The 24,062-nt window shown below is 43.9% G+C and carries 15 protein-coding genes; 8 read left to right on the top strand and 7 right to left on the bottom strand.

What is annotated here, in order from left to right; all coding sequences use genetic code 11:
* Nucleotides 1–61: 61 nt before the first annotated feature.
* The 3 genes from QUA27_RS07945 to argS form a co-directional block, all read right to left on the bottom strand.
* Nucleotides 62–1,900: a hypothetical protein gene (locus tag QUA27_RS07945; protein WP_333067342.1), complete on the bottom strand. Its 1,839-nt coding sequence runs from the start codon at nt 1,898–1,900 to the stop codon at nt 62–64.
* Nucleotides 1,901–1,973: 73 nt separating this feature from the next.
* Complete coding sequence (locus QUA27_RS07940) at nt 1,974–3,107, bottom strand: restriction endonuclease (RefSeq protein ID WP_333067341.1); 1,134 nt, start codon at nt 3,105–3,107, stop codon at nt 1,974–1,976.
* 284 nt (nt 3,108–3,391) lie between these two features.
* On the bottom strand, nt 3,392–5,149 hold the full coding sequence (argS, locus tag QUA27_RS07935; RefSeq protein ID WP_333067340.1) for an arginine--tRNA ligase: 1,758 nt from the start codon (nt 5,147–5,149) through the stop codon (nt 3,392–3,394).
* A 349-nt stretch (nt 5,150–5,498) separates the two neighbouring features.
* Between argS and QUA27_RS07930 the strand changes: the two genes are divergently transcribed.
* From QUA27_RS07930 to QUA27_RS07915, 4 genes are all read left to right on the top strand, one after another.
* Nucleotides 5,499–5,894 (top strand): hypothetical protein, encoded by a 396-nt coding sequence (locus tag QUA27_RS07930; protein WP_333067338.1) that lies wholly within the window; start codon nt 5,499–5,501, stop codon nt 5,892–5,894.
* Nucleotides 5,895–5,940: 46 nt separating this feature from the next.
* The gene (locus QUA27_RS07925) at nt 5,941–6,249 is read left to right on the top strand and encodes a hypothetical protein (RefSeq protein ID WP_333067336.1); all 309 of its coding nucleotides are present in this window, start codon (nt 5,941–5,943) and stop codon (nt 6,247–6,249) included.
* A gap of 361 nt (nt 6,250–6,610) precedes the next feature.
* Nucleotides 6,611–8,002, top strand: coding sequence for a malic enzyme-like NAD(P)-binding protein (locus QUA27_RS07920; protein WP_333067335.1), 1,392 nt, complete (start codon nt 6,611–6,613; stop codon nt 8,000–8,002).
* A 447-nt stretch (nt 8,003–8,449) separates the two neighbouring features.
* On the top strand, nt 8,450–12,292 hold the full coding sequence (locus QUA27_RS07915) for a PAS domain S-box protein (protein ID WP_333067334.1): 3,843 nt from the start codon (nt 8,450–8,452) through the stop codon (nt 12,290–12,292).
* A 23-nt stretch (nt 12,293–12,315) separates the two neighbouring features.
* On the opposite strand, the gene QUA27_RS07910 is transcribed toward QUA27_RS07915, so the two are convergent.
* The 3 genes from QUA27_RS07910 to QUA27_RS07900 form a co-directional block, all read right to left on the bottom strand.
* Entirely contained in the window at nt 12,316–12,810 is a 495-nt protein-coding gene (locus tag QUA27_RS07910; protein ID WP_333067333.1) for a GNAT family N-acetyltransferase, read from the bottom strand.
* A gap of 91 nt (nt 12,811–12,901) precedes the next feature.
* A complete protein-coding gene (locus QUA27_RS07905; RefSeq protein WP_333067332.1) occupies nt 12,902–13,498 on the bottom strand; it encodes a MiaE family protein in 597 nt (198 codons plus the stop codon).
* 17 nt (nt 13,499–13,515) lie between these two features.
* Nucleotides 13,516–15,696: a tetratricopeptide repeat protein gene (locus tag QUA27_RS07900; protein WP_333067331.1), complete on the bottom strand. Its 2,181-nt coding sequence runs from the start codon at nt 15,694–15,696 to the stop codon at nt 13,516–13,518.
* Nucleotides 15,697–15,795: 99 nt separating this feature from the next.
* Between QUA27_RS07900 and QUA27_RS07895 the strand changes: the two genes are divergently transcribed.
* A complete protein-coding gene (locus tag QUA27_RS07895) occupies nt 15,796–16,464 on the top strand; it encodes a glycoside hydrolase family 108 protein (protein WP_333067415.1) in 669 nt (222 codons plus the stop codon).
* An 80-nt stretch (nt 16,465–16,544) separates the two neighbouring features.
* Here the strand turns inward: QUA27_RS07895 and QUA27_RS07890 are convergent, their stop codons facing one another.
* A complete protein-coding gene (locus tag QUA27_RS07890; RefSeq protein WP_333067330.1) occupies nt 16,545–18,242 on the bottom strand; it encodes a S8 family serine peptidase in 1,698 nt (565 codons plus the stop codon).
* 114 nt (nt 18,243–18,356) lie between these two features.
* Between QUA27_RS07890 and QUA27_RS07885 the strand changes: the two genes are divergently transcribed.
* From QUA27_RS07885 to QUA27_RS07875, 3 genes are all read left to right on the top strand, one after another.
* Entirely contained in the window at nt 18,357–18,530 is a 174-nt protein-coding gene (locus QUA27_RS07885; protein WP_333067329.1) for a hypothetical protein, read from the top strand.
* 315 nt (nt 18,531–18,845) lie between these two features.
* Nucleotides 18,846–19,976 (top strand): protein kinase domain-containing protein, encoded by a 1,131-nt coding sequence (locus QUA27_RS07880; protein WP_333067328.1) that lies wholly within the window; start codon nt 18,846–18,848, stop codon nt 19,974–19,976.
* A 533-nt stretch (nt 19,977–20,509) separates the two neighbouring features.
* A complete protein-coding gene (locus tag QUA27_RS07875; RefSeq protein WP_333067327.1) occupies nt 20,510–24,016 on the top strand; it encodes a PAS domain-containing sensor histidine kinase in 3,507 nt (1,168 codons plus the stop codon).
* Nucleotides 24,017–24,062: the final 46 nt, after the last annotated feature.

The raw sequence follows: 24,062 nt of genomic DNA, 5'->3' as shown, positions 1-24,062 counted from the left end.
TTGAATGTACTCGATCATATTTAGATGAATGTGGTGTAAGCTGTATTTTAGCTGAAAGGCTTTAAGCGAAATAGGTTTCAGCCAATAACTTAAAATTCACATTTTTTAATTTAATGTAGCCATCCATGAAAGTCGAGTCATCTTGTAACAATTCTGAATCATCAGGTAGGTAGCTAGGGAGCCAAAAGCTACTCCGAATACTCAAATTACTGTATTGATCCTTTCTCTTCTCTAAAGTCTTTTGAAGCAAATGCTCATAGACAAACTGTTTACGGATACTTCTACGTTTAATTTCTTCAATTTTGTTGGGATTTCGGAAGTATTTAGTGTCTAAGTATTTGATGTCGATTATTTCCCAAAAACATTCATATTGATTTAAAAATTGTCGAATGAAATCATTAAACTTTTCTCTCATCCACTCAACATCTTTATTCCGAAAAAGTGAATCATGGAAAAGCTGTGCTCTGGTACCTTGATAGGAAAGACGAGAAAATATACCCAAAGGTTGAAGAATTTCTTTATTAAATCTATCCCAGTCCATAATCTGTTTATTTATGGACAAATAAAAGAAATGATTGAAGTAATACATCTTATGGAGAGATTCTGAATCAAGCGGAAAATCGATTTCCCAAAATGAGTAAAAATTTTGGGGTAACGGAGCATTAATAATCACATCTCCTGAGTTTTTATCAATATTATATAATTCACGTAACTTGTTGAGAGTATGATTATCAGTTGTTTGATTAATATAACCAACTCTCACATGGCGATTAATATAAATACCATCAATGCTCGTTTTATAGCCATAATCATCCCAATAATTAGCAGACACTTTATAATTCTTCTTATCCTTAATTTTATGGGTAATCGATTCAAAGACAATCGCATCTGGAATCATTGAAGAACCATTGATATTGAAAGCGTTTGATAAGTTAATGAGCTTAGCCGATGATTTGGCTCTTTCCACTGTTCGAGAACTTAGATAGCGCTCATCCAAGTAAAGTAGCAATGAGGGATCAGTTCTTTGTACTATATAGGTCAAACACATCGACTCCCAAACACTATGAAAATTTTTAATTCCCCAAATTTCACCATTTTCTGCTTGATGCCAATTGCCATAAAGAAATAACTTGATTGCTTCGTAATACTGCCAACAATCAGCATCTTTTATGGGTGTGTTATGGTCAATTGTTTCTAAGGCATCCTTGAGTATATCTAAAACCTGCTCATAACTATGTTCATCAAAAAGACTGTCTTGAGTTCCGAGATGGTGCTGACGAAATCGCTCAGCTAATGCTGTAATTTCAGCATTTACTACCTCTCCAAGGTGCTGCTTAATCTCGCAAAATAGATAGCAATACATCGTGACAATATCAGTAGATTCAAACTGCATTACTCGTCGTGGGAGTAGCATTTCATCGACATAAGCTGCATGATTAGGTAAATACACAGCTTGGTGTAAGTATTTATGAATCTGGCTGACATCAAACTTGTTACTTTTGCCCAATCGATAAACAAGGGCTAAAATTTTGGGTTCCTCATAAGCCTTCAAAAAGTGAGTAATAATGTCCAGCTTCGAGTAAAATATATTTTCTGAATCGTCTTCCTCATCTTGAATTTCAGAACCCCGATGACTGTTAATTACACCATCACGATCCTGGGTGCCCAACTCACCAATATCATCTATATAACCTTTCTGAATACAGATTTCTTTAAAAGTGCCGAAAATTTTATAGAGTAGGAAAAACAAATCTCGTTTACCTACAAATGTGTCAAGCTCAGAGAGTCTATCATCAAATCCTTTAGGTAGATAAAAGTACAGTTCGTCATCTTGCTTTTGAATGCCAACAAACGAGTAATTATCGGGTACTATTAACTTTAAGGAATTGAAGTTAATCATAATTGGCAAATCCTAACAATACTCTTTTGTTCTTCCGTACTTACTGTGCTGAAATTTGAGTAAATAGCTGATATCAAAATTCAGAGGGCATGCTGACATAAGAGCTGAAACCTAGTTCACATACTTTTTGGGTAAATTCTTCCACCAAACCTAGAAAATCTGAATAGGCTGTTAATTTTACCTGCTTATTTGGAGTCGATAAAAACTGTTCTAATGGCCGTTTATCTCTTGCAAATACACTATCCCAAAGATAAAACATCAATTTATCTTTTACTTCACTAAGCTCCACTTGACCGTTTTCTGGTTTTATGAACCACCAACCAATTTGTTTATCTTCAATCCGCCGAATCACCTGATAATTAGATTTAATCAATTCGTTTATTCCAACAATATAGTATGAATAGTCTGACCACCATCCTATTTCTTTACCATCCCTGACTAACTTCACATCTCGCAATTCTTCTGGAATAGATTCTTGGTTAAATTTTCCTACTGGGGCCTTAACGTATTCCCAGCCCCACCGCCGCTTAAAGGCGCTGTCCAGGTAGTAAATGGATTCATCCGAAGTGTTAATTGTCGCGAGAATAGACAAGTTAGGTGGAATATTAATTCGACGTTGCTGTAGAAGGCTACATACTTTGCTGCCATCAGATGATGTATATACTTCCCACTTCTGTTTTTTTTCTTCAAAAAAATACTTATACGGTTTTTTAGCAGTTCCATCTTTGACATAAATTACTCCATTATTGTCAATGCTTGGCTCCTGATTCATTGCTTCCAGTAAGCCAACTAACTCCATGTCAGAAATATCGACTTCATAACTCGACCAGCCATCACTTTCGCGATCTAGTAACTGAAATACTGTTCCAAAAATAGCAGCAGCATTGCCTCGATTTAATTCATCAATTACCAGCAGGTAATGATCGTTATTCCCCTCAATTAAACCTTGGTAGGCCATTCCCAAGATGCGGATAAAATGCCCTGGATAAAATTTATAAATAATCGAGTTGCCTTGGGTGAGGGGCAACAATTTCCCCATAAAATCAGCATAGGTGTACTCTGGATGAAACACTGTCTTAACAGTGTGGTTAGTGTCATCGAAAGGGATTCCTAATTTATCTCTAGCAATTTCCCGAATCTGGTAGCTTTTTCCCGTCCCTGGACTACCAAAGAGAATCTTTTGAATCGGCTTAATGTTTTCAGGCATTAGGGCTATCTAGTATCAATTTCAATACTTTCCACCCAAAAGTATAACATACTCTCTTTAGCAACATCGAAAATACTCCCATTAGCCTGAAATTTGACGCAGGAAGGGGCGATCGCACTTCTTCACACGCTAAAATAAACTTAGTCACAATTCCCTCTAAAAAATTACAACACAAGTGTTAGAAGTAGAGGAAAATCTTGCGGAGGTGAGTGAGTGCAAACAGTCTTATCATCTAGATTCAAATATTTATTGCTCTCACGCACCCTACAGCTACAAACTTTATATCACATCCTCTCCAAGACTTTAATCCCCAATAACTCCAAACCCAACTTCAAAGTCCTCGCCGTCAAATCGCACAAAATCAACCGCGAAGTCCGCAACGGTTCCTCAGCTTTCAAAACCGGACATTGCTCAAAAAATTGATTGAACTTTTGACTCAATTCAAACAAATACTGACAAATTCGATTCGGCAACAAATCGCCACCCACAGCATTCACAACTTCATTCAACTGCAATAAATGCTTTGCCAATACCAACTCGGCATCAGACTGCAAAATCACTTTCGCACCAGCATCTAAGTTATCAAAATTAATCTCACCTTTGCGGCGAATTCCCTGCACGCGCACGTAAGCATACAGCATATAAGGAGCGGTATTTCCTTGCAATGCGAGCATTTTGTCGTAACTAAATACATAGTTGCTGGCGCGATTTTGACTTAAATCGGCATACTTAACCGCACTCAAACCAATTGTTCGAGATACGTTAGCAATGAATTCCTCTGTTTCCTGTCTTTCCTCGGCTTTTAATCTCTCTTCCAAATCTTGGCGCGTGCGGACGATCGCCTCATCTAACAAATCTTGCAACCGCACTGTTTCGCCAGAACGAGTTTTGAGTTTTTTGCCGTCTTCTCCCAATACCAAACCGAAGGGAATGTGGACAATTTCGACATCTTCAGGAATCCAACCTGCTTTTCTCGCTACTGCAAATACTTGGGCAAAATGGTTTGCTTGTCCCGAATCGGTGACGTAAATTAAGCGCTTTGCATTGTCTTTGTGGATGCGGTAGCGCACTGCTGCTAAATCTGTTGTGGCGTAGTTGTAGCCGCCGTCGGTTTTCTGCACGATTAGCGGGAGTGGTTCGCCTTCTTTATTTGTGAAACCGTCTACAAAAACGCATTTCGCGCCGTCACTTTCTACTAGCAAACCTAAGTTGCTTAAATCTTCGACTACAGCGGGCAATAATGGATTGTAAAACGATTCGCCGCGTTCGGTTAATTTGATATCGAGCAAATCGTATATTACTTGAAATTCGCGGCGCGATTGATCGCACAGCAATTTCCAAGCGCGGCGGGTGTCTTCGGCGCCTGCTTGCAGTTTTACTACTTCTTGACGGGCGGTTTCTTTGAAGGTTTCGTCTGTGTCAAAGCGCTGTTTTGCTTGGCGGTAAAATGCGACTAAATCGCCTAAGTCTAGGGCGTCAGCGGTTGTGAGGGCTTCGGGGTGAACTTCGCGCAAGTATGCGATCAGCATTCCGAATTGGGTGCCCCAGTCGCCGATGTGGTTGATTCTGAGTACGTCGTGGCCTTGAAATTCGAGGATGCGGGCGATCGCATCTCCGATGATTGTCGATCGCAAATGTCCGACGTGCATTTCTTTGGCTATATTCGGACTGGAAAAGTCGATCGCGATTGTCTGAGGCGTTTTCGCCGGTTCAATCCCCAAACGCGAGTCGCCGGCGATCGCACTAATTTGCCCTTCCAAATAAGCCGGTTTCAGCTTCAAATTGATAAAACCGGGCCCGGCGATTTCTGGGGTTTCGCAGATGTCAGTAATATCTAGGTTTTCGATAATTGTCGAGGCGATCGCCCGTGGGGGCTTTCCCAACTTTTTCCCCAAACTCATCGCCGCGTTGCACTGAAAGTCCCCAAAGTTGGGATTGCTGGCGGCGGCTAGCATCGGATCTGCGCCTGCATAACTTTCGCCGAATGCAGCGGTGAATGCTTTTTCAAATTTTGCTTTTAACTGTTGGGCGATCGAGTTCATCTTGAATATTTTGATTGGATGTTTATTTTAAACTCTAGATTAAGCACTTTTTGCCAATAATACTCTTACTACTTAAGTAATTTCCCTCTGGTTCTCTTCCTCTGCCCCTTTAGCCCTCTCGTTACTTACTAGGAAATTTTGTACTTAGCTTTGAGCTGGTGATGCGATCAAAATCGCTGACCGTAATAGCACAGAGTACATTTTATCACAGTTGCGATCGCTACACAAATTAAAAATTATCACATCTAGTCAATGATCTCGATCGCTAGATCATTTAGTTAAATCGCTTACATTAAGGTATGTTAAAATTTTTTCAATGCACCCAAAAATCCTACGAAAGGAAGTAGTTATGTTATCTGAACCTATTTTTGGCGATCGCTCTCTGACAATCGCCTTTTATCAAGCAGTAATCGCTCGCTTCTACGACGGTTTCAGTCTCTCCACCCAAGCACTATTACGAGAGTGTACCCTCGGCTTCGCCCCCTGTCCCGATGGAGTCAAAACCTTTTTCATCATTGCGCCGAGTCTGGATGCAGCAGAGCAACTAATGGAAAAAATGGACAGTATTTTGGAGCGAGTTGCCGAACTCATGGCTGGAGTCGGACAAGTTGCTCTGTGCATAGTTCCCCCCGGCAGCGAAGCAGAGCAACCGATAGATCTGCAAGACTTAGAAAAAGTTCCCCCAGATTGTCTGGCTTGCAAATTCTTTACAATTATATGGGCCGATGCTGCGGCCGATCGGTAAAATTGACAGTTAACAACCAGCAACTCCACAAGGTTCGACTGAACCTGTGCCCGTGGTGGCGCGGGGTAGATTGTCTGTTAGTTACAGTCCCTGGAATTATCTGGCAAAGCGTGCAGGTAATTTAGAGCCTTTGCAAGGTTGCACTCGCAATCCTTTGGCAAGTGTTAAACAAGCAGACAAAATATATATCAAAGGCCCGCTTGTCAGTCGCTCAGATTTTTACCTGCCGGCTCAAACAGCCGTGCATCTACTTTTTACATTCCCAATAAAGGCAACCAAAAAGTCGCATCAATTCTCCTGGGTGTCTCCCTTCAAAAGACAGCAGCAGGAATTAGGCGGTATCGCTGGAAAATAGATTTTTGCTAAATATCTGCTGATGTTCAGAATAAGCAGAAATATTCTCAAAAATAGATAAGAGTTCCGCAGATTGACCTCAGAAACCCGGTTTCTACCCCCGTGGTTCATATTCGCGCTTCCCTGGGAAATTGACAGAAAATAGGCTGTTTGTGGGAGAGTCATTAGCTAGAAACAGAGCAAAGCTGTACTCAAAAAAAGAGCTGTTTTCCAGCGAAAACCCTGGCAGTGCAGAGCGATCGTATCACAGCCTCATAGAATTTGTTAAAAATTTCAGTTGAAAATTTGAATTATTAAATTTTATGCCTAACATTGGGGATAAAATCTAAGATTGAAATTCTTAAATCTGAAATCAAGGCATCATGGTAAAACTGACACCGAACCCCAGCTTTAGTTTAACAATTCGGGTTGCTCTGCCGAACCAGCCGGGAATGCTGGCAAGAGTCACCAGCGCGATCGCATCTGTCGGCGGCAACTTCGGCCAAATCGACTTGATCGAGCAAACCCGCGCCACTACCATTCGTGATATAACAGTCGATGCCTCCAGCATCGAGCACAATGAAGAAATAGTGCAAGCAGTGAAAGGACTGCCAGATATCAGAGTGATCGACGTGTACGATCGCACTTTCAACTTGCACCGCGGCGGAAAAATCAGCGTAGTTAGCAAAATTTCCCTCAAACGCCAATCAGATTTGGCAATGGCATACACCCCTGGAGTCGGCCGCATCTGCACGGCGATCGCCAATGACCCGCAACAAGTTTATAACCTCACAATCAAACAAAATACTGTTGCCATTGTTACCGACGGTAGCGCAGTTTTGGGACTGGGAAACCTCGGCGCTGCCGCCGCACTGCCAGTCATGGAAGGCAAAGCCATGCTATTTAAAGAATTTGCAGGTATTGACGCCTTTCCTATCTGTTTGAACACCCAAGATACCGAGGAAATTATTCGCACAGTGCAGAATATCGCCCCGGTTTTTGGTGGCGTTAACCTCGAAGATATTTCTTCTCCCCGCTGCTTTGAAATCGAAGCAAGATTGCGAGAAAGCTTAGATATTCCCATTTTTCATGACGATCAGCACGGCACTGCAATTGTCAGTTTGGCAGCATTAATTAATGCCTTGAAACTCGTCAAAAAAACAATCGCAGAAGTGTGTATCGTGATTAACGGAGCCGGTGCGGCCGGAGTCGCGATCGCCCGCTTGCTGCGTAAAGCAGGGGCCCAAAACATCATCATGTGCGACTCTAAAGGCGTTCTCTCCGAAGACCGCACGGATATGAACCCAGAAAAACTAGAATTTGCCGTCGCTTCGAGCGGTACTTTGGAAGATGCGATCGCCGGTGCCGATGTATTTTTAGGCGTCAGCGCCCCAGGCGTAGTCACCCGATCCATGGTGCGTTCCATGGCCGAGAATCCCATTGTTTTTGCCATGGCAAATCCCATTCCCGAAATTCAGCCCGAATTAATTATGGAAGATGCGGCAATTATCGCAACCGGACGCAGCGATTACCCAAATCAAATTAACAATGTTTTGGCATTTCCGGGGATATTTCGAGGTGCTTTGGACTGCAAAGCAACCACGATTACGCCCAGTATGTATTTGGAAGCAGCTTACGCGATCGCCTCTTTAGTCAGTCCTTCCCAGCTTGACAAAGAGCACATTATACCGTCTGTTTTTGATGAAAGAGTTGCCATTGCTGTCGCCGGTGCAGTGCAGTTGGCCGCCAGATCCGAAGGTATTGCCCGCGATTAATAGAAAGAAGAAGGAAGAAGGAAGAAGGAAGAAGGAAGAAGGAAGAAGGAAGAAGGAAGAAGGAAGAAGGAAGAAGGGCAGATACCATGTATAAATTAATGGTCTTTGTACCAGTTTTGTACTTCTTCTTTTGTGATTTTTCTGGTTTCTTCTCATTCCCTCTTTCCTCCTCCCCGTTGATTCTTACTCATTTTTGTTTCCCCATCCTGTCTTTTTCCTCAACATCCATCCGTTAAATCCAGTACAGGGCTAGTTGCCGAACTTCCCTCGAACCTCCAACATCCAACCTCTTCCTTCTTCCCTCGAACCTCAGCATCCATCCGTTACATCCGTTATACAATCCGTTGCCGAAATTCCTTCTTCTCTCTTGCTTAATGAAGGATAAAAATCACAGCAATAAACAACGTAAAAAGATATAATTAAATAAATCAAGTCCAGCTAGGTCAGATGCAAAGCCAGTTAGGAAAAGCCAAGCGCGATCGCTCCCACCGCAAATTGTTACAACTCAGCCCGATCGGGCTAGCCTTGTGCCGGACAGACGGGACTTTTCTCGACGTAAATCCAGCTTTTGCAAATATTATCGGCCGCACAGTTGCAGAAACTCTCCACCTCAACTACTGGGAAATTCAGCAAACACAGTGCGCGCCCCCAGAAAAATATCTAGAATGTCAAGTAAAAAATAGCCATACGCACCTGTGCGAAGCAGCATACAAACATAAAAATAACCATCTCGTACCCGTGCGAGTTTCCGAGCGGGCAATTGAAACAGGGGGAGAGTGCGCGATTTGGCTAAGCGCTGAAGAAATTTTTAGTTCTCAGCATGAAAATAGCGAACCGCTGGAATCAGCGCCGCCGCAGAGCAATTCACATCTAGAAAAATTGCTGACCAAGCAGACTGCGGAACTGGAAAAAACTCAGAAACTACTCGAAGAAAAAATTTCCGAACTGGAACAGGCTCAAGAAAAATTGCGTCTCCAAAGTCAAATTATCGACCAAATTCACGAAGCGGTAATTTCTACGGATATGGACGGCTGGATCACCATGTGGAATCAAGCCTGCCAAAAGTTATACGGCTATGAAAAAACTGAGGCTATCGGACAGCACATTTCTCTAATTTACCCGCCAGAAGAGCACGAATTTTTATTAGAGGAAGTCATCAAACCGCTACAAGAAAAAGGCGAGCATGAAATAGAAGTTATAACACGCCGTAAATCAGGAGAAAAATTTTCCTCGCACCTGATGCTTTCGCTATTGAAAGACCAAACGGGAGAAGTTGTGGGCATGATTTGCTCTTTAACAGATCTCAGTATTTGCAAAGCTTTAGAACAAGAATTAGCACAGAGACAAGCATTATTTGATGCCTTTTTGAAGGAAGCACCGGCAGGACTTTGCATTTTTGACTCCCAACTGCGGTACGTGCAAATCAATCAATTTCTAGCAGAAATAAACTGCCTGAGTCCTGAAGAACACATAGGCAAGACTGTACGGGAAATATTGCCGAATATCGCTCCTCTTGTAGAGCCTTTGTACGAACAAATTTTGAGGACGCAACAACCCTTAATTAATATCGAGATGAGTGGTGACAATCCCAGAAAGCCTGGGTTTGTCCGACACCTGACAGGCTCTTATTTTCCCTTGCTAGACAAAGATGGCGAGGCTCTCGGCATCGGTGCAGTCATAATTGACATTAGCGATCGCAAACAAGCAGAAGCTGCGCTGCAAAAAAACGAAGAGCTTTACCGCACTATGGCAAGCAACTTTCCTAACGGTGCGGTGATGTTGTTCGATCCAGAAATGCGCTACACCCTGGTAGAAGGTACAGAATTAGCAGCAGTGGGGCTTTCCAAAGAATTGATGGAAGGCAAGACAATCTGGCAAGTATTCGAGCCAGATGTTTGCGCTGATATCGAGCCAACTTATCGGGCGGCACTGGCAGGACAAACAGTTGTTACAGAAATTATTTATAGCGATCGCGTTTACCTCGGTTATGCTTTGCCAGTCAGAAACGAACGGCAAGAAATTATCGGCGGATTGCTAATGACTCAAAACATTACTGCTCGCCAATTAGCAGAAGAAGCGCTCAGGGAAAGCGAGGAAAAATATAGGTGCATTGTCGAGACAGCAGACGAAGGAATTTGGATGATAGATACGGAGGGTAAAACTACTTTTGTCAACCAAAAAATGGCCGATATGCTCGGCTGCACTCCAGAGGAAATGATCGGGGAGTCGCTATTTGCTTTCATGGATACAGAAGGCATGGCGCTCGCACAAGTCAGTCTCGAACGCCGCCGTGAAGGAATTCGCGAACAACTCGATTTTAAGTTCCGTCGCCGAGACGGCAGCGACTTGTGGGCGATGGTTTCTACTAATTCATTGGCAGACAAACAGGGACGCTATGTGGGCGCTTTGGCAATGGTTGCCGACATTACCGATCGCAAGCAAACAGAAGCAGCCTTGCAGCAGTCGGAAGCGAAATTTCGATCGCTCTACGAATTAACCAGTTTGCCCGTTTTTATGTTACGTGACAATGCCATCACCGATGCCAACACAGCCACCCTAAAACTATTCGGCTGTACTACCCCGCAACAGTTGTACGGCCAAAACCCCGGCAAACTCTCGCCTCTTTTCCAACCCAACGGCAGAGATTCTTTGAGCTTGGTTAACGAAATGATAGCGATCGCTTTTGAGCGGGGAAAGCACCGTTTTGATTGGGTTCATCAGCGCTTAGACGGTACTGATTTTCCTGCAGAAGTCGTGCTGACAATCATCGAGGTTGGAAATGAAAAAATCATCCAAGCAGTGCTCCAAGATTTAACGGATCGCAAACTTGCAGAAGAAACTTTAGTGCGATCGGAACAAGCGCTCAGACAGCAAGCTCAGCGAGAACTACTGCTCAATCAAATTGCCAACCAAATCCGCACTTCTTTAGATTTAGACACCATTGTAGAAACCGCCGTTCAAGAAATTCGCAATTTGATGCACCTAGATTGGTGCATTTTCACTTGGTATCGCCCCAACAGCAATCCTCCGGTTTGGGACATAACTTACGAAGCGAAGAATGCAGATTTGCCGAGTATACTCGGTACTTATCCTGTAGACGACAAATCTAGTCTCGCAGTGCGACAGATTTTGCGGCGAGAAATTCTGCGAATTGATGATGTCAGCACTTTTGAAGATCTAGAATTGCCCACACTTTTCCAGGCTTCAAAATTTAACTCAGTGCTGTCGTTGCCAATTCATACTGCTTCCGGCGATATTGGGGTGATTACTTGCTATCAGGTTTTGTCAATGCGAAATTGGAGCGACTCGGAAGTCGAACTGATGCAAGCGGTGGTCGCTCAAATTGCGATCGCGATCGACCACGCCGAACTCTACACCCAAACCCGCACAGCGGCCCGATTAGCTCAAGCTCAAACTCAACAGCTAGAACAAACTTTACACGAACTCCAACGCACCCAAACTCAATTAATTCAAAGTGAAAAAATGTCTAGTTTAGGCCAGTTAGTAGCAGGTGTCGCCCACGAAATTAACAACCCGGTTAATTTTATCTACGGAAATCTCAGCTACACCAGCGAATACACTCAAAACTTGCTAAAAATGTTGAAACTTTACCAGAAGGAATACCCACAGCCTAGCACAAGAATTGTAGATGCAAGGGAAGATTTTGAAATTGATTATCTTACTGAAGATTTACCGAAAATTTTAGCATCTATGAAAGTCGGAGCCGATCGCATCCGCGACATAGTTTTGAGCCTGCGGACTTTCTCAAGACTTGACGAAGCCGAAAAGAAACAAGTTGACATTCACGAAGGCATCGAAAGCACGCTGCTGATTTTGCAAAACCGCCTGAAACATAAAGCCGATCACCCGACAATTAATGTGATTAAAGAATACGGTAACTTGCCTTTAGTTGAATGTTATCCCGGTCAGTTAAATCAAGTATTTATGAATTTGTTGAGCAATGCGCTAGACGCATTGGAAATGGAGATGAAGACATCCAATAGAACCGCCAAAAATCTCGCAATTACGATTCGCACCCAAGTAACCGACAATAACAGCGTTGCCATATCGATAGCTGACAGCGGCTCCGGGATGAGCGAAGATGTGCAAAAGCGCTTGTTTGACCCGTTTTTCACTACTAAACCCATTGGCAAAGGCACTGGCTTAGGATTGGCGATTTCGCACTCTATTATAGTAGAAAAACACGGCGGCAACCTTTCTTGCCATTCTGTATTAGGAGAAGGTTCGGAATTTGTAATTGAGATTCCTTTGTGGCAGAAAAAAAATTAAACTTAGGGTGTAATTTTTAGGAATCATAGTTTTTTTATACCGACAGATTTTACGTAAACCCGATCGCACCTTGGCGTCTCCACACCTGTTGTCGGTAGATATCCGCTACTTTCGTACATTTTCACAGCTTCTTTGAGAATGCTAGCAGTTTCTATCCAGATTTCATCAAAACCGCGAGCGATAATTTTACTTTCCAATTCTTGCAGTAAAAATTTCCCCAAACCCTGTCCCCTTGCTGCTGGCAAAATATACATTTTGCGAATTTCCACAGCATTCTTACCGCGGTCAATCGGATAGTAAGCCGCCGTACCGACTATTTTATCCTGGCGTTCAACTACCCAAAATTCGCCGCCTTGATTGTGATAATGTAGTTCTACATCATAGACATCTCGATCTGCCCCGTGAGGTTCGCATTTTAAACCGTACTCTGCTAGAACATCCCTAATTAAATAGAACGCCTCAGCGCGATCGCGCGTTTCCCAGGAACGAATTAAAAAATCCAGATGTTGGGTTTTCATGGGTGGTTGCAACGTATATTTATTTTTTGACTTGAGCCAATGTAAAATTAGTTATTTTTTGTATTTTACCGTCTTTAAATGCACCTAATTTTTAACTGTGAATTCTCGGTTCGGGATGAAGACTTGCCAGCAAATCGCTCTCTACTAATGATAATTCCTCCAACCTCTGCATCACAATATGCCGCTCGAAATAAGTTGTTGCCAAAATCCAATATACACCGTAATGACGCGCTTCCGAAGCCATCAAACTGCGGTAAAATTTAGCTAATTCTGCGTCGGGACAGCGATCGCCCAGCAGCCCCAACCGTTCGTGACTGCGCGCTTCTATCAAACCAGAAACCAACAAAGAATCCAAAAGTCTTTCGGGTTCCTGCTTGCGAATTTGGGCGGACAAACCAGCCCCGTAGGGAGGTGCAGCCAAAGGGCCTAAAGCAATGCTGCGCTTCTCTAACCGCTGGTTGACTTGCTCGAAATGCTCTAATTCTTCGCGGGCGATCGCCGTTAGCATCCTCACCAATTTTTTCCTTGCTGGGTAGCGAAACATTAAATTTAACGCTACTCCCGCCGCTTTCCGTTCGCAGTGAGAATGGTCTAATAAGATTAGATCCAAATGGGCGATCGCCTGTTCTACCCAAGCTTCCGAAGTCGGCTGTTTTAAAAACTTAATAGTTGGCAGTGTTGAAGTCATTAGTCATCAGTCAGCATTTATCCTATTTTACCTAATTTTTCAAACACCGCATACATATCACCAGCAAACTTTTTCGGATTCCACAGCGGGGACAAATTAGCTGGATCTTTAGATTTCACCAAGAGTCCTTTAATTGCATTTCTCAATTCACGTTCTTTACCCAATTTTACACCAACTTCCACATATTCCGACCAAGACCAAGCCACACCAGTTTCAATTCCCAAAGCCTGCAAAAACGAATAACCCATTCTCGACAAAAATTGCTCTCCTGTGCGAGTCACCACTGGCAAATTAAACCACAAAGCTTCTAAAGTGTGAGTTCCTCCGTTGTAAGGATAAGAATCTAACAAAACATCGGCCAGCAAATAGATAGTTCTGTGTTCTTCCTCAGTAGCAAACCTTGGCAAAAACTTAATTCGGTGCTTGCTCACTTTCTCAGCTTCGCAAGCTTGGTGATATGCAGCCTCAAACACAGCAGCATCGCCTAAAGCTTTGTGAATTAAAATACTGTTGGGCACTTGTTTGAGAATCGCAACTTGGGCTTGTACCAACTCGTGATTAAATTTTCTGCCGGGTGCGACGCACAGGTAAACTATCTGATCCAAACCGATCCGATTTGACCTTCTCAATGCAACTGGATCGACTCCATATCTCTGAAAACCGGAGACCGCTACAAAGGAATCTGGCATCCTAATTAGCTGCTCGTCATAATATTTTTCCCGCCCGGCAGGGTGCGAGTGCCAGTCTGTAAGAAAGTAATTTTCCGGCGATAGGTAAGGGGCGTCAAATCCCAGCCAAGAAACACAAACTGGTGCGGGTTTTTGGTAGAGAATGTCAGCGTGAACTGGTACGCTGAGAGAATCTAAATCAACTAAAACGTCCAATTCATCTTGCTGAATTTTGTCGATAATTTCTGCGGAATTGGCAAGTCCGTTCGGGTAGGTTGTCGGAAAAGTCAGTTTGCCCCAACTTTCAAATTGCTGAGTGCGATCGTCAGGAACAATTCTTTCGGAAGCGTACAAATACACATGGGGTGTGATGTCAGACAATTCGCGAATGATGTCAGCGCTGCACCAACCTACAGAATGGCGGCTAAAGTGATTGGACAAAAAGCCGATTTTTAACTTGCTGGATAGAACACTTGGTTTGGAACTGTAATTTGCAGGTTGAGAAAAATTAGGTTTAATACATTGGTCGATATACTTTTGGCTAATTAATCTGTAAAGTTTTGAGTTGGCCGCCAAGTCATCTCGCAAATAGGGCGTGCTGAATAACAAATTTGCATAAAGCGATTTAATTTCCACCGGGCTAGCGGTTTCTAATTTTTGCTGCAAGTACGACTCTAGTTCTAAAAATCGATCGCCTGCAATTTGATTTAATCCCGACACTTGATAGGTGCTGATGAAGTAAATCGCGGTCATAATTGGATCGGTTTCGGCGCACATTTGGCTGTATTGGTGCACGGCTTGCCGCGCGGCAGCTAAATTGCTAGTATCTCTGAGGATGCCGCACAAATGTTGGTGGGCAGAAATAAAATCTGGTTTAATTTCTAGGGCTTTTTGAAGGTTGGGTATTGCCTCTTTAAATTGACCCTGGTGGCGCAAAACTCGGCCAATTTGACAGTATGCTTCGGCTAAATCGGGTTTGAATGCGATCGCCTGTTGCCATGCAGCCACCGCCTCATCTAACTTCCCTTGCCGCGCTAATTTATCTCCTAAATTTAAGTGAAAATCTACCTGAGCAAGATGGGGATTGAGTTCGAGAGCTTTTTGCTCGTATGCTACCGCTGCATCCTGCTGCCCCTGCTGCTTCAGTGCCCCTGCCAAATTCCAGTAAGCAGCAGCCAAATTCGGTTTAAGTTCGATCGCCTTTTCGTAATTGACAATAGCCTCTACCAAATGCCCTTGTTTGTAGAGCATACTCCCCAAATTAGCATAAGCCTCAGCAAAATCCGGATTCAGAGCGATCGCCTCGGAATAAAACCGCATCGCTTCATCAATTTGGCCGCTTGCTTGCTGCACATTGCCCATTGTCACGTAAGCCGCCGCCCAATCCGGTTGCAATTCCAGAGCTCGGCGGCAAGCAGCGACGGCTGCTGCTAAATTGCCTTGAGAGTAATAGGTTTCTGCAACGACTGTCAGCGATGCAGCATCTTCTAATTGGGGTGTTTCGGATTGGTTGGGAAAATCGGACTTCATTTGGCGGCCTATCTGTGCTATCAAGTTAAAGGTTGAATCTATATTATTTTGAAGAGTAGCAGTTTTAACGGAATTACGGGCGATCGTCACAGAGAATTTATGAGCGAGAAGCAAGCGACACAGCGCCAACATCACATCAAGTGGAAACCAAACCTCCTGCTGGGGATACTCTTGTTAACCTTAGCAATTCCCTTACCCTTTGCCCAAAAGACTTTCGCACAGCAGCAGCAGACAGCCAGCTTTCGGCAGAAATTATTTCAAACAGCTCTTTATTTCACCCTCTATTTTGAGGGCGGATTTAGTAATCATCCAGCCGATAAGGGCGGCAGAACTTATCGGGGTGTCTTGCAAACGGAATACAACGCCTACCGCTACAGTCGTGGGCTTCCGCCCCTCGACGTGACGCAGATGTCGGAAGCAGAGCTCCTAGAAATTTATCAATATTACTGGGATTCGAGCCTCTCCGGCACGATGCAGCCGACTTTGGCGATCGTCATGTTTGACACCGCCGTTAATTTCGGTATTAATAACTCTATTACCTTTCTCCAGCAAGCATTAGGATTGCCGCAAACGGGAGTTTTTGACTCGCGCACCAAGGAAGCGCTGAAAGGGGCAAATAATAGAAATACCGCGCTGCAAATGATTAACGAACGAATTATTTACCGCTACAAAAGGGTGCAAGAAGATCCGAGTCAGATGGCATTTTTCCGAGGTTGGCTGAGTCGCGATTACAGTTTGTGGGGCTATGTGAATAAGATTAAAAATTAAGCAGGGGTGATTTATTTTTTCAAAAATGTAGTAATCCCGTGGCAGGGGTTTACACCCCTGTCTCATTGACCCGATAGATGCTATACAGTCAACCCATTCCGATTAGCTGTTGCCGTCAAAATGTACTCAACTTGAGCCGGAGTTAAAGTCGGATTGGCATTCAAAACTAAAGCCGCTACACCCGCTACGTGTGGCGTTGCCATAGATGTACCAGTTAGGGTGTCATAGGTGCTATAGGGAGTTGTAGAATAGATGTCTACTCCTGGAGCGACTAGGTAATTCAAAGCTGTGGAACCCGCACGGTTCGAGGTGTCAGCCATCCTGCCGTTTATATCAATACTGCCCACGGCAATTCCCCAGCGATCGGCATTACGAGCTGGATAATCTGGTTGGCTAAAACCAGAATTTCCCGCTGCTATCACCACAACAGAGCCTTTGTTATTTGCATACTCAATTGCCTTATTCTCCTCGTTGGAAGGGTAAAACTCATTTCCCAAGCTGAGGTTAATTACATTGGCTCCATTATCAGCAGCATAGCGGATTCCAGCAGCAATATCATTCCTATAGGCGTCACGAAAGCTGTCTATCACTCTGATAGGCATAATCTTAGCATTGGGCGCAACTCCTGTGATACCAAAATCATTTCGTTCCGCCGCGATCAAACCTGCTACGTGAGTCCCGTGACCGTAGACATCCAAATCCATTGGGTAGTTGTCGTTATACACAAAATCCCAACCCCGAATATCATCAATAAATCCGTTGCGATCGTCATCAATCCCATTTTCCGCAATTTCATCAGGGTTCTGCCAAATATTATTATCCAAGTCAGGATGGTTGAAGTCAACACCACTATCGATGACAGCTACAACAATCCCATTTCCTGTAATGTTCTGAACCCACACTTCGGGCGCATTTATCGCGTCTAGCCCCCAATTATTCTCGCTCACATTAGGAACATCAGGGAAGAGAGTTGAGCGGTTCAGGGTGCGGGTAACTGCTGCATTTGCATTCACTAAACCGTAGCCGTAATTGCCATTAAAAACACCGTTAGGTGTAAGAATATCTGGCAATACAGGAACAGGTGTTGCAGAAATAGTCAGATTGTAAGTGGTAAAGTTGCCTGAGTAGCTAGAGACTTGGACATAGTATGTCCCTGGAGCCAGATTGGATAAATTAATCACATCCGGGGTGGTGCCACTCTCAAAAGAGGAGCCAATACTTTCACCCAAATCAAAAACACCGTTGCTGTTTCTATCTTGAATTAGGTCTACGTCAGCATCCGCCGTCAAACCGTCGAGACGCAGGCTAAAATTGCTATTAGTGTTGGTATCGAATCGGTAGAAATCGTCGATATCCACTGTCCCCACGAACTCAGTTAAACTGATGCTACCGTTCTGAACGCCAACAACATTATGAGCTGTCAAAAAAGAGTTACCTGGATCGGAAAAATTCAACTGAGAAGCAAATCTCGTTCCCGTTAGGGGATCTTTGTTTGGGCTCGCTGACTGTGACTGCGGTTTGAGTTGAGCATCGCTCACAGAGTAACTGAAGTCAGCGCTGGCATTAGGTACAATAACATCCGTAGTTTGTGTCTGTGGGTCGGTGCTGAATGCTGCGACATTAGGAAAGCTAGATTCAGCACTATAACTAGAAACCTTGAATGGATCGATCGCTAGCTTGGGCAAGTCGTTGTTAAGCGGAAATGCTGATGTGGCGATCCTGTTTGGCTGTTGAATGACAAAAGGGCGATCGGTAGGATTTGTGTAGATGTCTAACATAAGTTAAAAAATTGGTAATTTTTCTGAAATGTGACGTTGTTTGTAGTAATGAATTTAGCCCTTAATCTCTATTGAAGAAGACTCTGCGCCCTCACTACAAACCTCTCAAAAATAATGAAAATTTCTGATCGGGTATCCTGCATTTTGGAAGTTGAGCCGCCGTTATATCTTTCACCAAGCCTTCAGATAGCGTTGGAATTCATGGTGTTGGATTGGCGATCGACTCAGGAACGCTTTCTAAGGTATTATCACCCATTCAGCGGGGCGATTATAACGGGTATATTTTAAAAAGCATCATAAAACTACTTCCCTTAAAAACTTAATTAGAATAATACCCCAAGCTCCTTATAATGTCTATTCATAAAATTCAGAACTTCAAGTCATAAAAGTCATATTTGTAAAATTATATTTCAATAAGTAGACAAGCTATTAAAGTAAAGTTAAATCATATATAAGCTAAATACAGCAGTTTTCATTTGCCCGATCGCAATGCCATGGGTACTGGGTAATTGGTGAATGGAAAGCTGTAGCTGATCCCTGGGAAGTTGCTATTTTATAAAAAAGATGTGCAGAGCGTGTACAAGTAACATAACACATGAAACTATGACAGTAGAAGAAGCAATATTGTTTTTGGACAATTTGGTATACGAACAAACAGAAAAACACCTAAGTCGGTTGCAACAGTCGATAATTCGAGGCGTTGTAGGGGGTTTGACCTATCAAGAAATTCAGCAAAACGATCAGATCGCCCGCGGGTACACAGTGGGCTACCTAGGGCGGTATGTCGGTTACAACTTGTGGAAAGATCTCACCAAGGTATTGAAGCAAGCAGAAATTATTGGACAAGAAGAAAGAGTCGTCGGAGCAAATCTTTGGGACTGCATCATGAGAGCTGTACAAAAAGGCACACAACCAGCTAATTCTTTCGATCCCATGTTGCAAAAGCTGCTGCGGATGCGTTACCGAATCAGAGAACATTTGGTCAGCACCGAGTACAGCGATACCTATCTGGCTGAAGATGAAAATTTGCCCGATCGACCTTTGTGCCTCGTCAAGCGCCTGAAAAGCCAGTGTGAGAGAACCTGCCACCTATTCGATCGAGAAACGCGGCTTTTATATCGATTGGGCCAACACGATCGGATACCAGAATTGTTAGCTCGCTTTGAAGAAGATGGATATTTTTATTTAGTCTATCAATTCATCGAAGGGCAACCCTTGTATCAAGAACTAATTGAAGGTCAACCCTGGGAAGAACATCAGGTTATTGCTTTATTGAAAGATATCTTGGAAGTGCTTGTATTCGTTCACAAACTAGATGTAATTCACCGCGACGTTCACCCTCAAAACTTAATCAGGCGGACATCAGATGGCAAGATTGTATTAATCGACTTTGGGGCAGTTAAAGAAATCAACACTTCACAAAACAGCATCGGTCAAACGAAATCGCGCGGCGGTACTCAGCAAGACTACATTCCCCCCGAACAAGCCATCGGTTCCCCGAAACTGTGCAGCGATATCTATGCTGTCGGGCTCATCGGGATTCAGGCCTTGACAGGGATGCGCCCAAAACAACTCAGAGTTGATAATTTAGGCAATCTCATCTGGCAGAAAAATGCAACTGTCACCCCGAAGTTGGCTCGCGTTTTAGACCAGATGGTGTTGTACGCTTTCCCCCAGCGTTACCCATCAGCAACCGAAGCTTTGGAAGCACTTCAAAACTTGGGAGTCAGTTGACTGTTGACTGTTAACAATTGACAGTTACCAAATCCGACTTTAATATCCCCTCTTTAGTCCCTCTCTGCTGGGACTTTGTTTTTGTAGTAGCGGTTTCAACCGCCGAGTCTTATATGTTCTGCCGATCGCATTTCCCACAGCCACAACAGCCGGTTTACAATGTGAGCGATCTTGTTGCAGAGTGATTCATCCGCTACCATTATTCCTCGATGTACTGAGTAAAAACACTCTGTCTGGCCGATGAATCGGGGGTCAATTTCCAAGATCTAAGGGACAGCGAACAAGGAACAAGGAATTTTTTTTTAAATTTACCACCAATAAAAATTATTTAATTCTGCCGTATGCCTTCTACATAAGAGCCTTCAACCTTTATTTGACTATCTCTCTAAAGTTAGATAAAATAATTCATATTTTATGCTTAAGCAGCTTTGAGAAAATCTTAAGCAGCTTTGTATAGCGGGCAACAATCTCATTAGAGTGTTTATTGTTACCTTATATACGTAGAAACCCAAATAATTTGAGGGATCGAGAAATTGGAAGTTTTTGAACGAGCACAACAACGGCAAACGCCCTCAACCCGAATGGCTGCCGTCCAGTCTTTTTCCAAAAAAGCGAGTATTGCAGTAATGGCGATCGGCTGTACAGTCCTTTTGGGTTGGATATTCGATCTGCAAATGTTAAAAAGCATTCTGCCCGGACTCGTTACCATGAAAGCCAATACTGCTGTCTGCTTTATTTTGGGTGGCTTTTCTCTATTCATCCAACAGATCCGGCGCCCCAAATTAACAGCAAGAAAGGGTCAAAATAAATACAAAAAATTAATTTTTATTTCCTCATTCTTAATTATATTAATTAGCCTATTAACCCTAGTTCAATATAGCTTTAATTTAGATTTAGGCATCGACCAACTGTTATTTAAAGAAAGTTACACCTTGACAATCACCGGAACACCAGGACGCATGGCACCGAATACTGCTGGTGCTTTTTTATTGCTGGGAACAGCGCTGCTGCTGCGGTCAGAACGTCGGCCTAAATACCTGCGGATTCAAATCTTAGGCTGTTCTGTGTTTTTAATTGCATATATGGGTTTGATAGGCTACCTCTACGACAAAGCTTTATTTTACCAAATTGGCAATAATACAGGAATGGCTTTGCACACTTCCGCAGGATTTATGTTGCTGAGCTTCGGCATTTTATTTGCCAGTCCAGAGCGAGGATTGATCGCGGTAATGACGAGCGATCGCGCGGGCGGTATCATGGCGCGGCGCTTATTACCACGGGCAATCATTATCCCGCCTTTAGTCGGTTATTTCATCATATCGGGAGAGCGGTTACAAGCCTATACACCGGAGGTAGGGATATCGCTGTTAAGCGTATTGAACGTGATTATTTTTACAGTTCTGATTTGGCAGAACGCCAAAACTCTTTGCAGCGCAGACCGGAAGCGCTATCGCGCGGAACTGGGACTGAGGAAAGCTAAATCAGAATTAGAAACTCAAGTTGAGAAACGGACTCTCCAACTGCAACTCGCTAATGACCAATTGCAGGAGCAAATTTTCGACACTAAAACAACTAAGCAGGAACTTCAAAAAAACTACAACCTGTTGCTTGCCGTCATCAATAGTACGCCAGCAGCCCTATTTGTCAAAGATATTCAGGGCCGTTACCTGATGCTCAATGCTGCGGGAGCAAGTATAATTGGCAAGTCTGTAGACCACATTATCGGCAGAGATGACAGCGAGTTGTTTCACCCGGAAATTGCAGGCAAAATTAGAAAAACCGATCGCCCAATTATGGCAGCCGGCACAACGCAAGTAATTGAAGAAGAGCTGCCAGTAAAAGGAAATTTGAGGATATTTCTTTCTACAAAAAGTGCTTACCGGGACGGACTAGGAAATATTAGCGGTATAGTTACCATCGCGCGGGATATTACTGAAAGCAAAAAAGCCGAAATCGCCAACAGAAGTCTGGCAGCAATTCTGGAAGCAACCCCTGATTTTGTAGGTACTTACAACCTCGAAGGACGCGCCATTTACATTAACAAAGCCGGCAGAAAAATGGTGGGTATAGGCGAAAACGAAGATATATCCAAGCGACAAGTTCTAGAATTCACGGCAGCGTCAGACTACAGCACTTTGAAACAAGCGATCGCCACCGCTGTTTCCGAAGGCTTTTGGAGCGGAGAAACCACCTTCCTGTCAACATCGGGACTCGAAATTCCCGTCAGCCAAGTCCTCATCTCCCACTCCGCACCGGACGACAAACTCACATACATTTCGACGATCGCCCGCGACATTAGCGATCGCAAACACGCTGAAAAAGCCCTGCAACTGTCTCAAGCTCGTTTCGCCGGCATTGTAGAAATTGCCGACGACGCGATTATTTCCGTGGATGCTGAGCAAAAAATTATCTTGTTCAACCAAGGTGCAGAAAGGATTTTTGGGTGGACGGCGGCTGAGGCGATCGGGCAATCCCTGAGTCTGCTGTTGCCCGAAGCTTTTGCTGCCCCTCACAGTGTCCTCGTCAGTAATTTCGGCGGCGGCGTTAAACAAGCCCGAAACATGAGCAACCGGAAAGAAATTTTCGCCCGCCGCCGAGACGGTACGGAATTTCCCGCCGAAGCTTCTATTTCCAAACTCCATGTGGCAGGCGAAATCATATTCACAGCTATTTTGCGCGACGTGACAGCCAGCCGGCAAGCCGAAGAATTTGTGCGCCTGAGTGAGGAAAGATATCGATCGCTGGCAATGGCAACCGCACAGATGGTTTGGATGACAGACGCTAACGGAATCTTCGACAGGCCTCAGCCTGACTGGATAGCTTATACGGGCATCAGCTTTGAAAAGAAGGACAACTGGATACAAGCAGTACACCCAGAAGACCGCGATCGCACAATACAAGCTTGGATGCGGGCAATAGAAACAAAAAGTCTCTACGAAGTCGAGCACCGCTTGCGAGCCGCAGACGGCAGCTACAGACACTTCTGGGTGCGGGGTGTCCCTCTTTTGGCAACCGACGGTAGCGTTCGCGAGTGGGTGGGAACTCACACCGACATTAGCGATCGAGTCCAAGTTTTGGAAGCACTCAAGCAGTCGGAGGGACAGTATCGATCGCAAGCAGCCGAGCTCGAAAAAGCTGTCCACGAGTTGCACCAAGCACAAACTCAACTCATCCAAACCGAAAAAATCTCTTCTCTCGGGCAGCTAGTCGCCGGCGTCGCCCACGAAATTAACAATCCGATTAACTTCATCTACGGCAACATCACGCACGCCAGCCAATACGCCACAGACTTGCTCGGTTTGCTCCATCTTTACCAGGAAAAATACCCAAATCCCGTCCCAGAAATTGTAGAGGCAGCCGAAGATATTGAAGTTGATTACTTAATGGAAGACTTTACGAAGATTTTGGAATCAATGAAAGTAGGAGCCGATCGCATCCGCGACTTAGTTGTATCCTTACGCAACTTTTCCAGACTCGACGAATCGCAGATGAAGCGAGTAGACATTCATGAAGGAATCGAAAGCACTTTGCTAATTTTGCAGCACCGGATCAAAGCTAATGTACTTCGTCCCGCTATTGAGATTATCAAAGAATACGGCAATTTTCCAAAAGTCGAGTGCTATGTAGGTCAGCTCAATCAAGTATTTATGAATCTTTTAGGAAATGCGATCGACGCCCTCGAAGACTACAACAGCACTCATTCTTCACAAGAAATATATTCTCGCCACAACAGAATTCGGATTAGCACCAGTGCCAATTCAGACACAGTAACAATTCGCATTGCAGATAACGGAATGGGAATCAATCAAGAAGTTATTGGCAAGTTGTTCGACCCATTTTTTACTACTAAACCCGTCGGCAAAGGCACAGGCTTGGGACTCTCAATCAGCTATCAGATTATAGTTGAAAAACACCGAGGCAAATTGCAGTGTATTTCCACGTCCGGGGAAGGTGCAGAGTTTGTCATCGAGATTCCCATTTGCCAGGAAGTATCAGCGCTGGCTACCGAAAACACAAAGGAAATGGTCATTAGTCATTAGACAGTTGACAGTTGACAGTTGACTGTTGACTGTTGGCTGTTGGCAG

The organism is Microcoleus harperi Pol14_C6 (assembly GCF_036701295.1).
Lineage (GTDB): Bacteria > Cyanobacteriota > Cyanobacteriia > Cyanobacteriales > Microcoleaceae > Microcoleus.
Note: the sequence above shows the minus strand (reverse complement) of the source record. Positions and strands in the feature narration are given on the sequence as shown.

Coding starts and splice junctions, on each gene's coding strand:
- QUA27_RS07945 (WP_333067342.1), bottom strand. CDS start 1,900: ATGATTAACTTCAATTCCTTAAAGTTAATAGTACCCGATAATTACTCG.
- QUA27_RS07940 (WP_333067341.1), bottom strand. CDS start 3,107: ATGCCTGAAAACATTAAGCCGATTCAAAAGATTCTCTTTGGTAGTCCA.
- argS (WP_333067340.1), bottom strand. CDS start 5,149: ATGAACTCGATCGCCCAACAGTTAAAAGCAAAATTTGAAAAAGCATTC.
- QUA27_RS07930 (WP_333067338.1), top strand. CDS start 5,499: ATGTTATCTGAACCTATTTTTGGCGATCGCTCTCTGACAATCGCCTTT.
- QUA27_RS07920 (WP_333067335.1), top strand. CDS start 6,611: ATGGTAAAACTGACACCGAACCCCAGCTTTAGTTTAACAATTCGGGTT.
- QUA27_RS07915 (WP_333067334.1), top strand. CDS start 8,450: ATGCAAAGCCAGTTAGGAAAAGCCAAGCGCGATCGCTCCCACCGCAAA.
- QUA27_RS07910 (WP_333067333.1), bottom strand. CDS start 12,810: ATGAAAACCCAACATCTGGATTTTTTAATTCGTTCCTGGGAAACGCGC.
- QUA27_RS07905 (WP_333067332.1), bottom strand. CDS start 13,498: ATGACTTCAACACTGCCAACTATTAAGTTTTTAAAACAGCCGACTTCG.
- QUA27_RS07900 (WP_333067331.1), bottom strand. CDS start 15,696: ATGAAGTCCGATTTTCCCAACCAATCCGAAACACCCCAATTAGAAGAT.
- QUA27_RS07895 (WP_333067415.1), top strand. CDS start 15,796: ATGAGCGAGAAGCAAGCGACACAGCGCCAACATCACATCAAGTGGAAA.
- QUA27_RS07890 (WP_333067330.1), bottom strand. CDS start 18,242: ATGTTAGACATCTACACAAATCCTACCGATCGCCCTTTTGTCATTCAA.
- QUA27_RS07885 (WP_333067329.1), top strand. CDS start 18,357: ATGAAAATTTCTGATCGGGTATCCTGCATTTTGGAAGTTGAGCCGCCG.
- QUA27_RS07880 (WP_333067328.1), top strand. CDS start 18,846: ATGACAGTAGAAGAAGCAATATTGTTTTTGGACAATTTGGTATACGAA.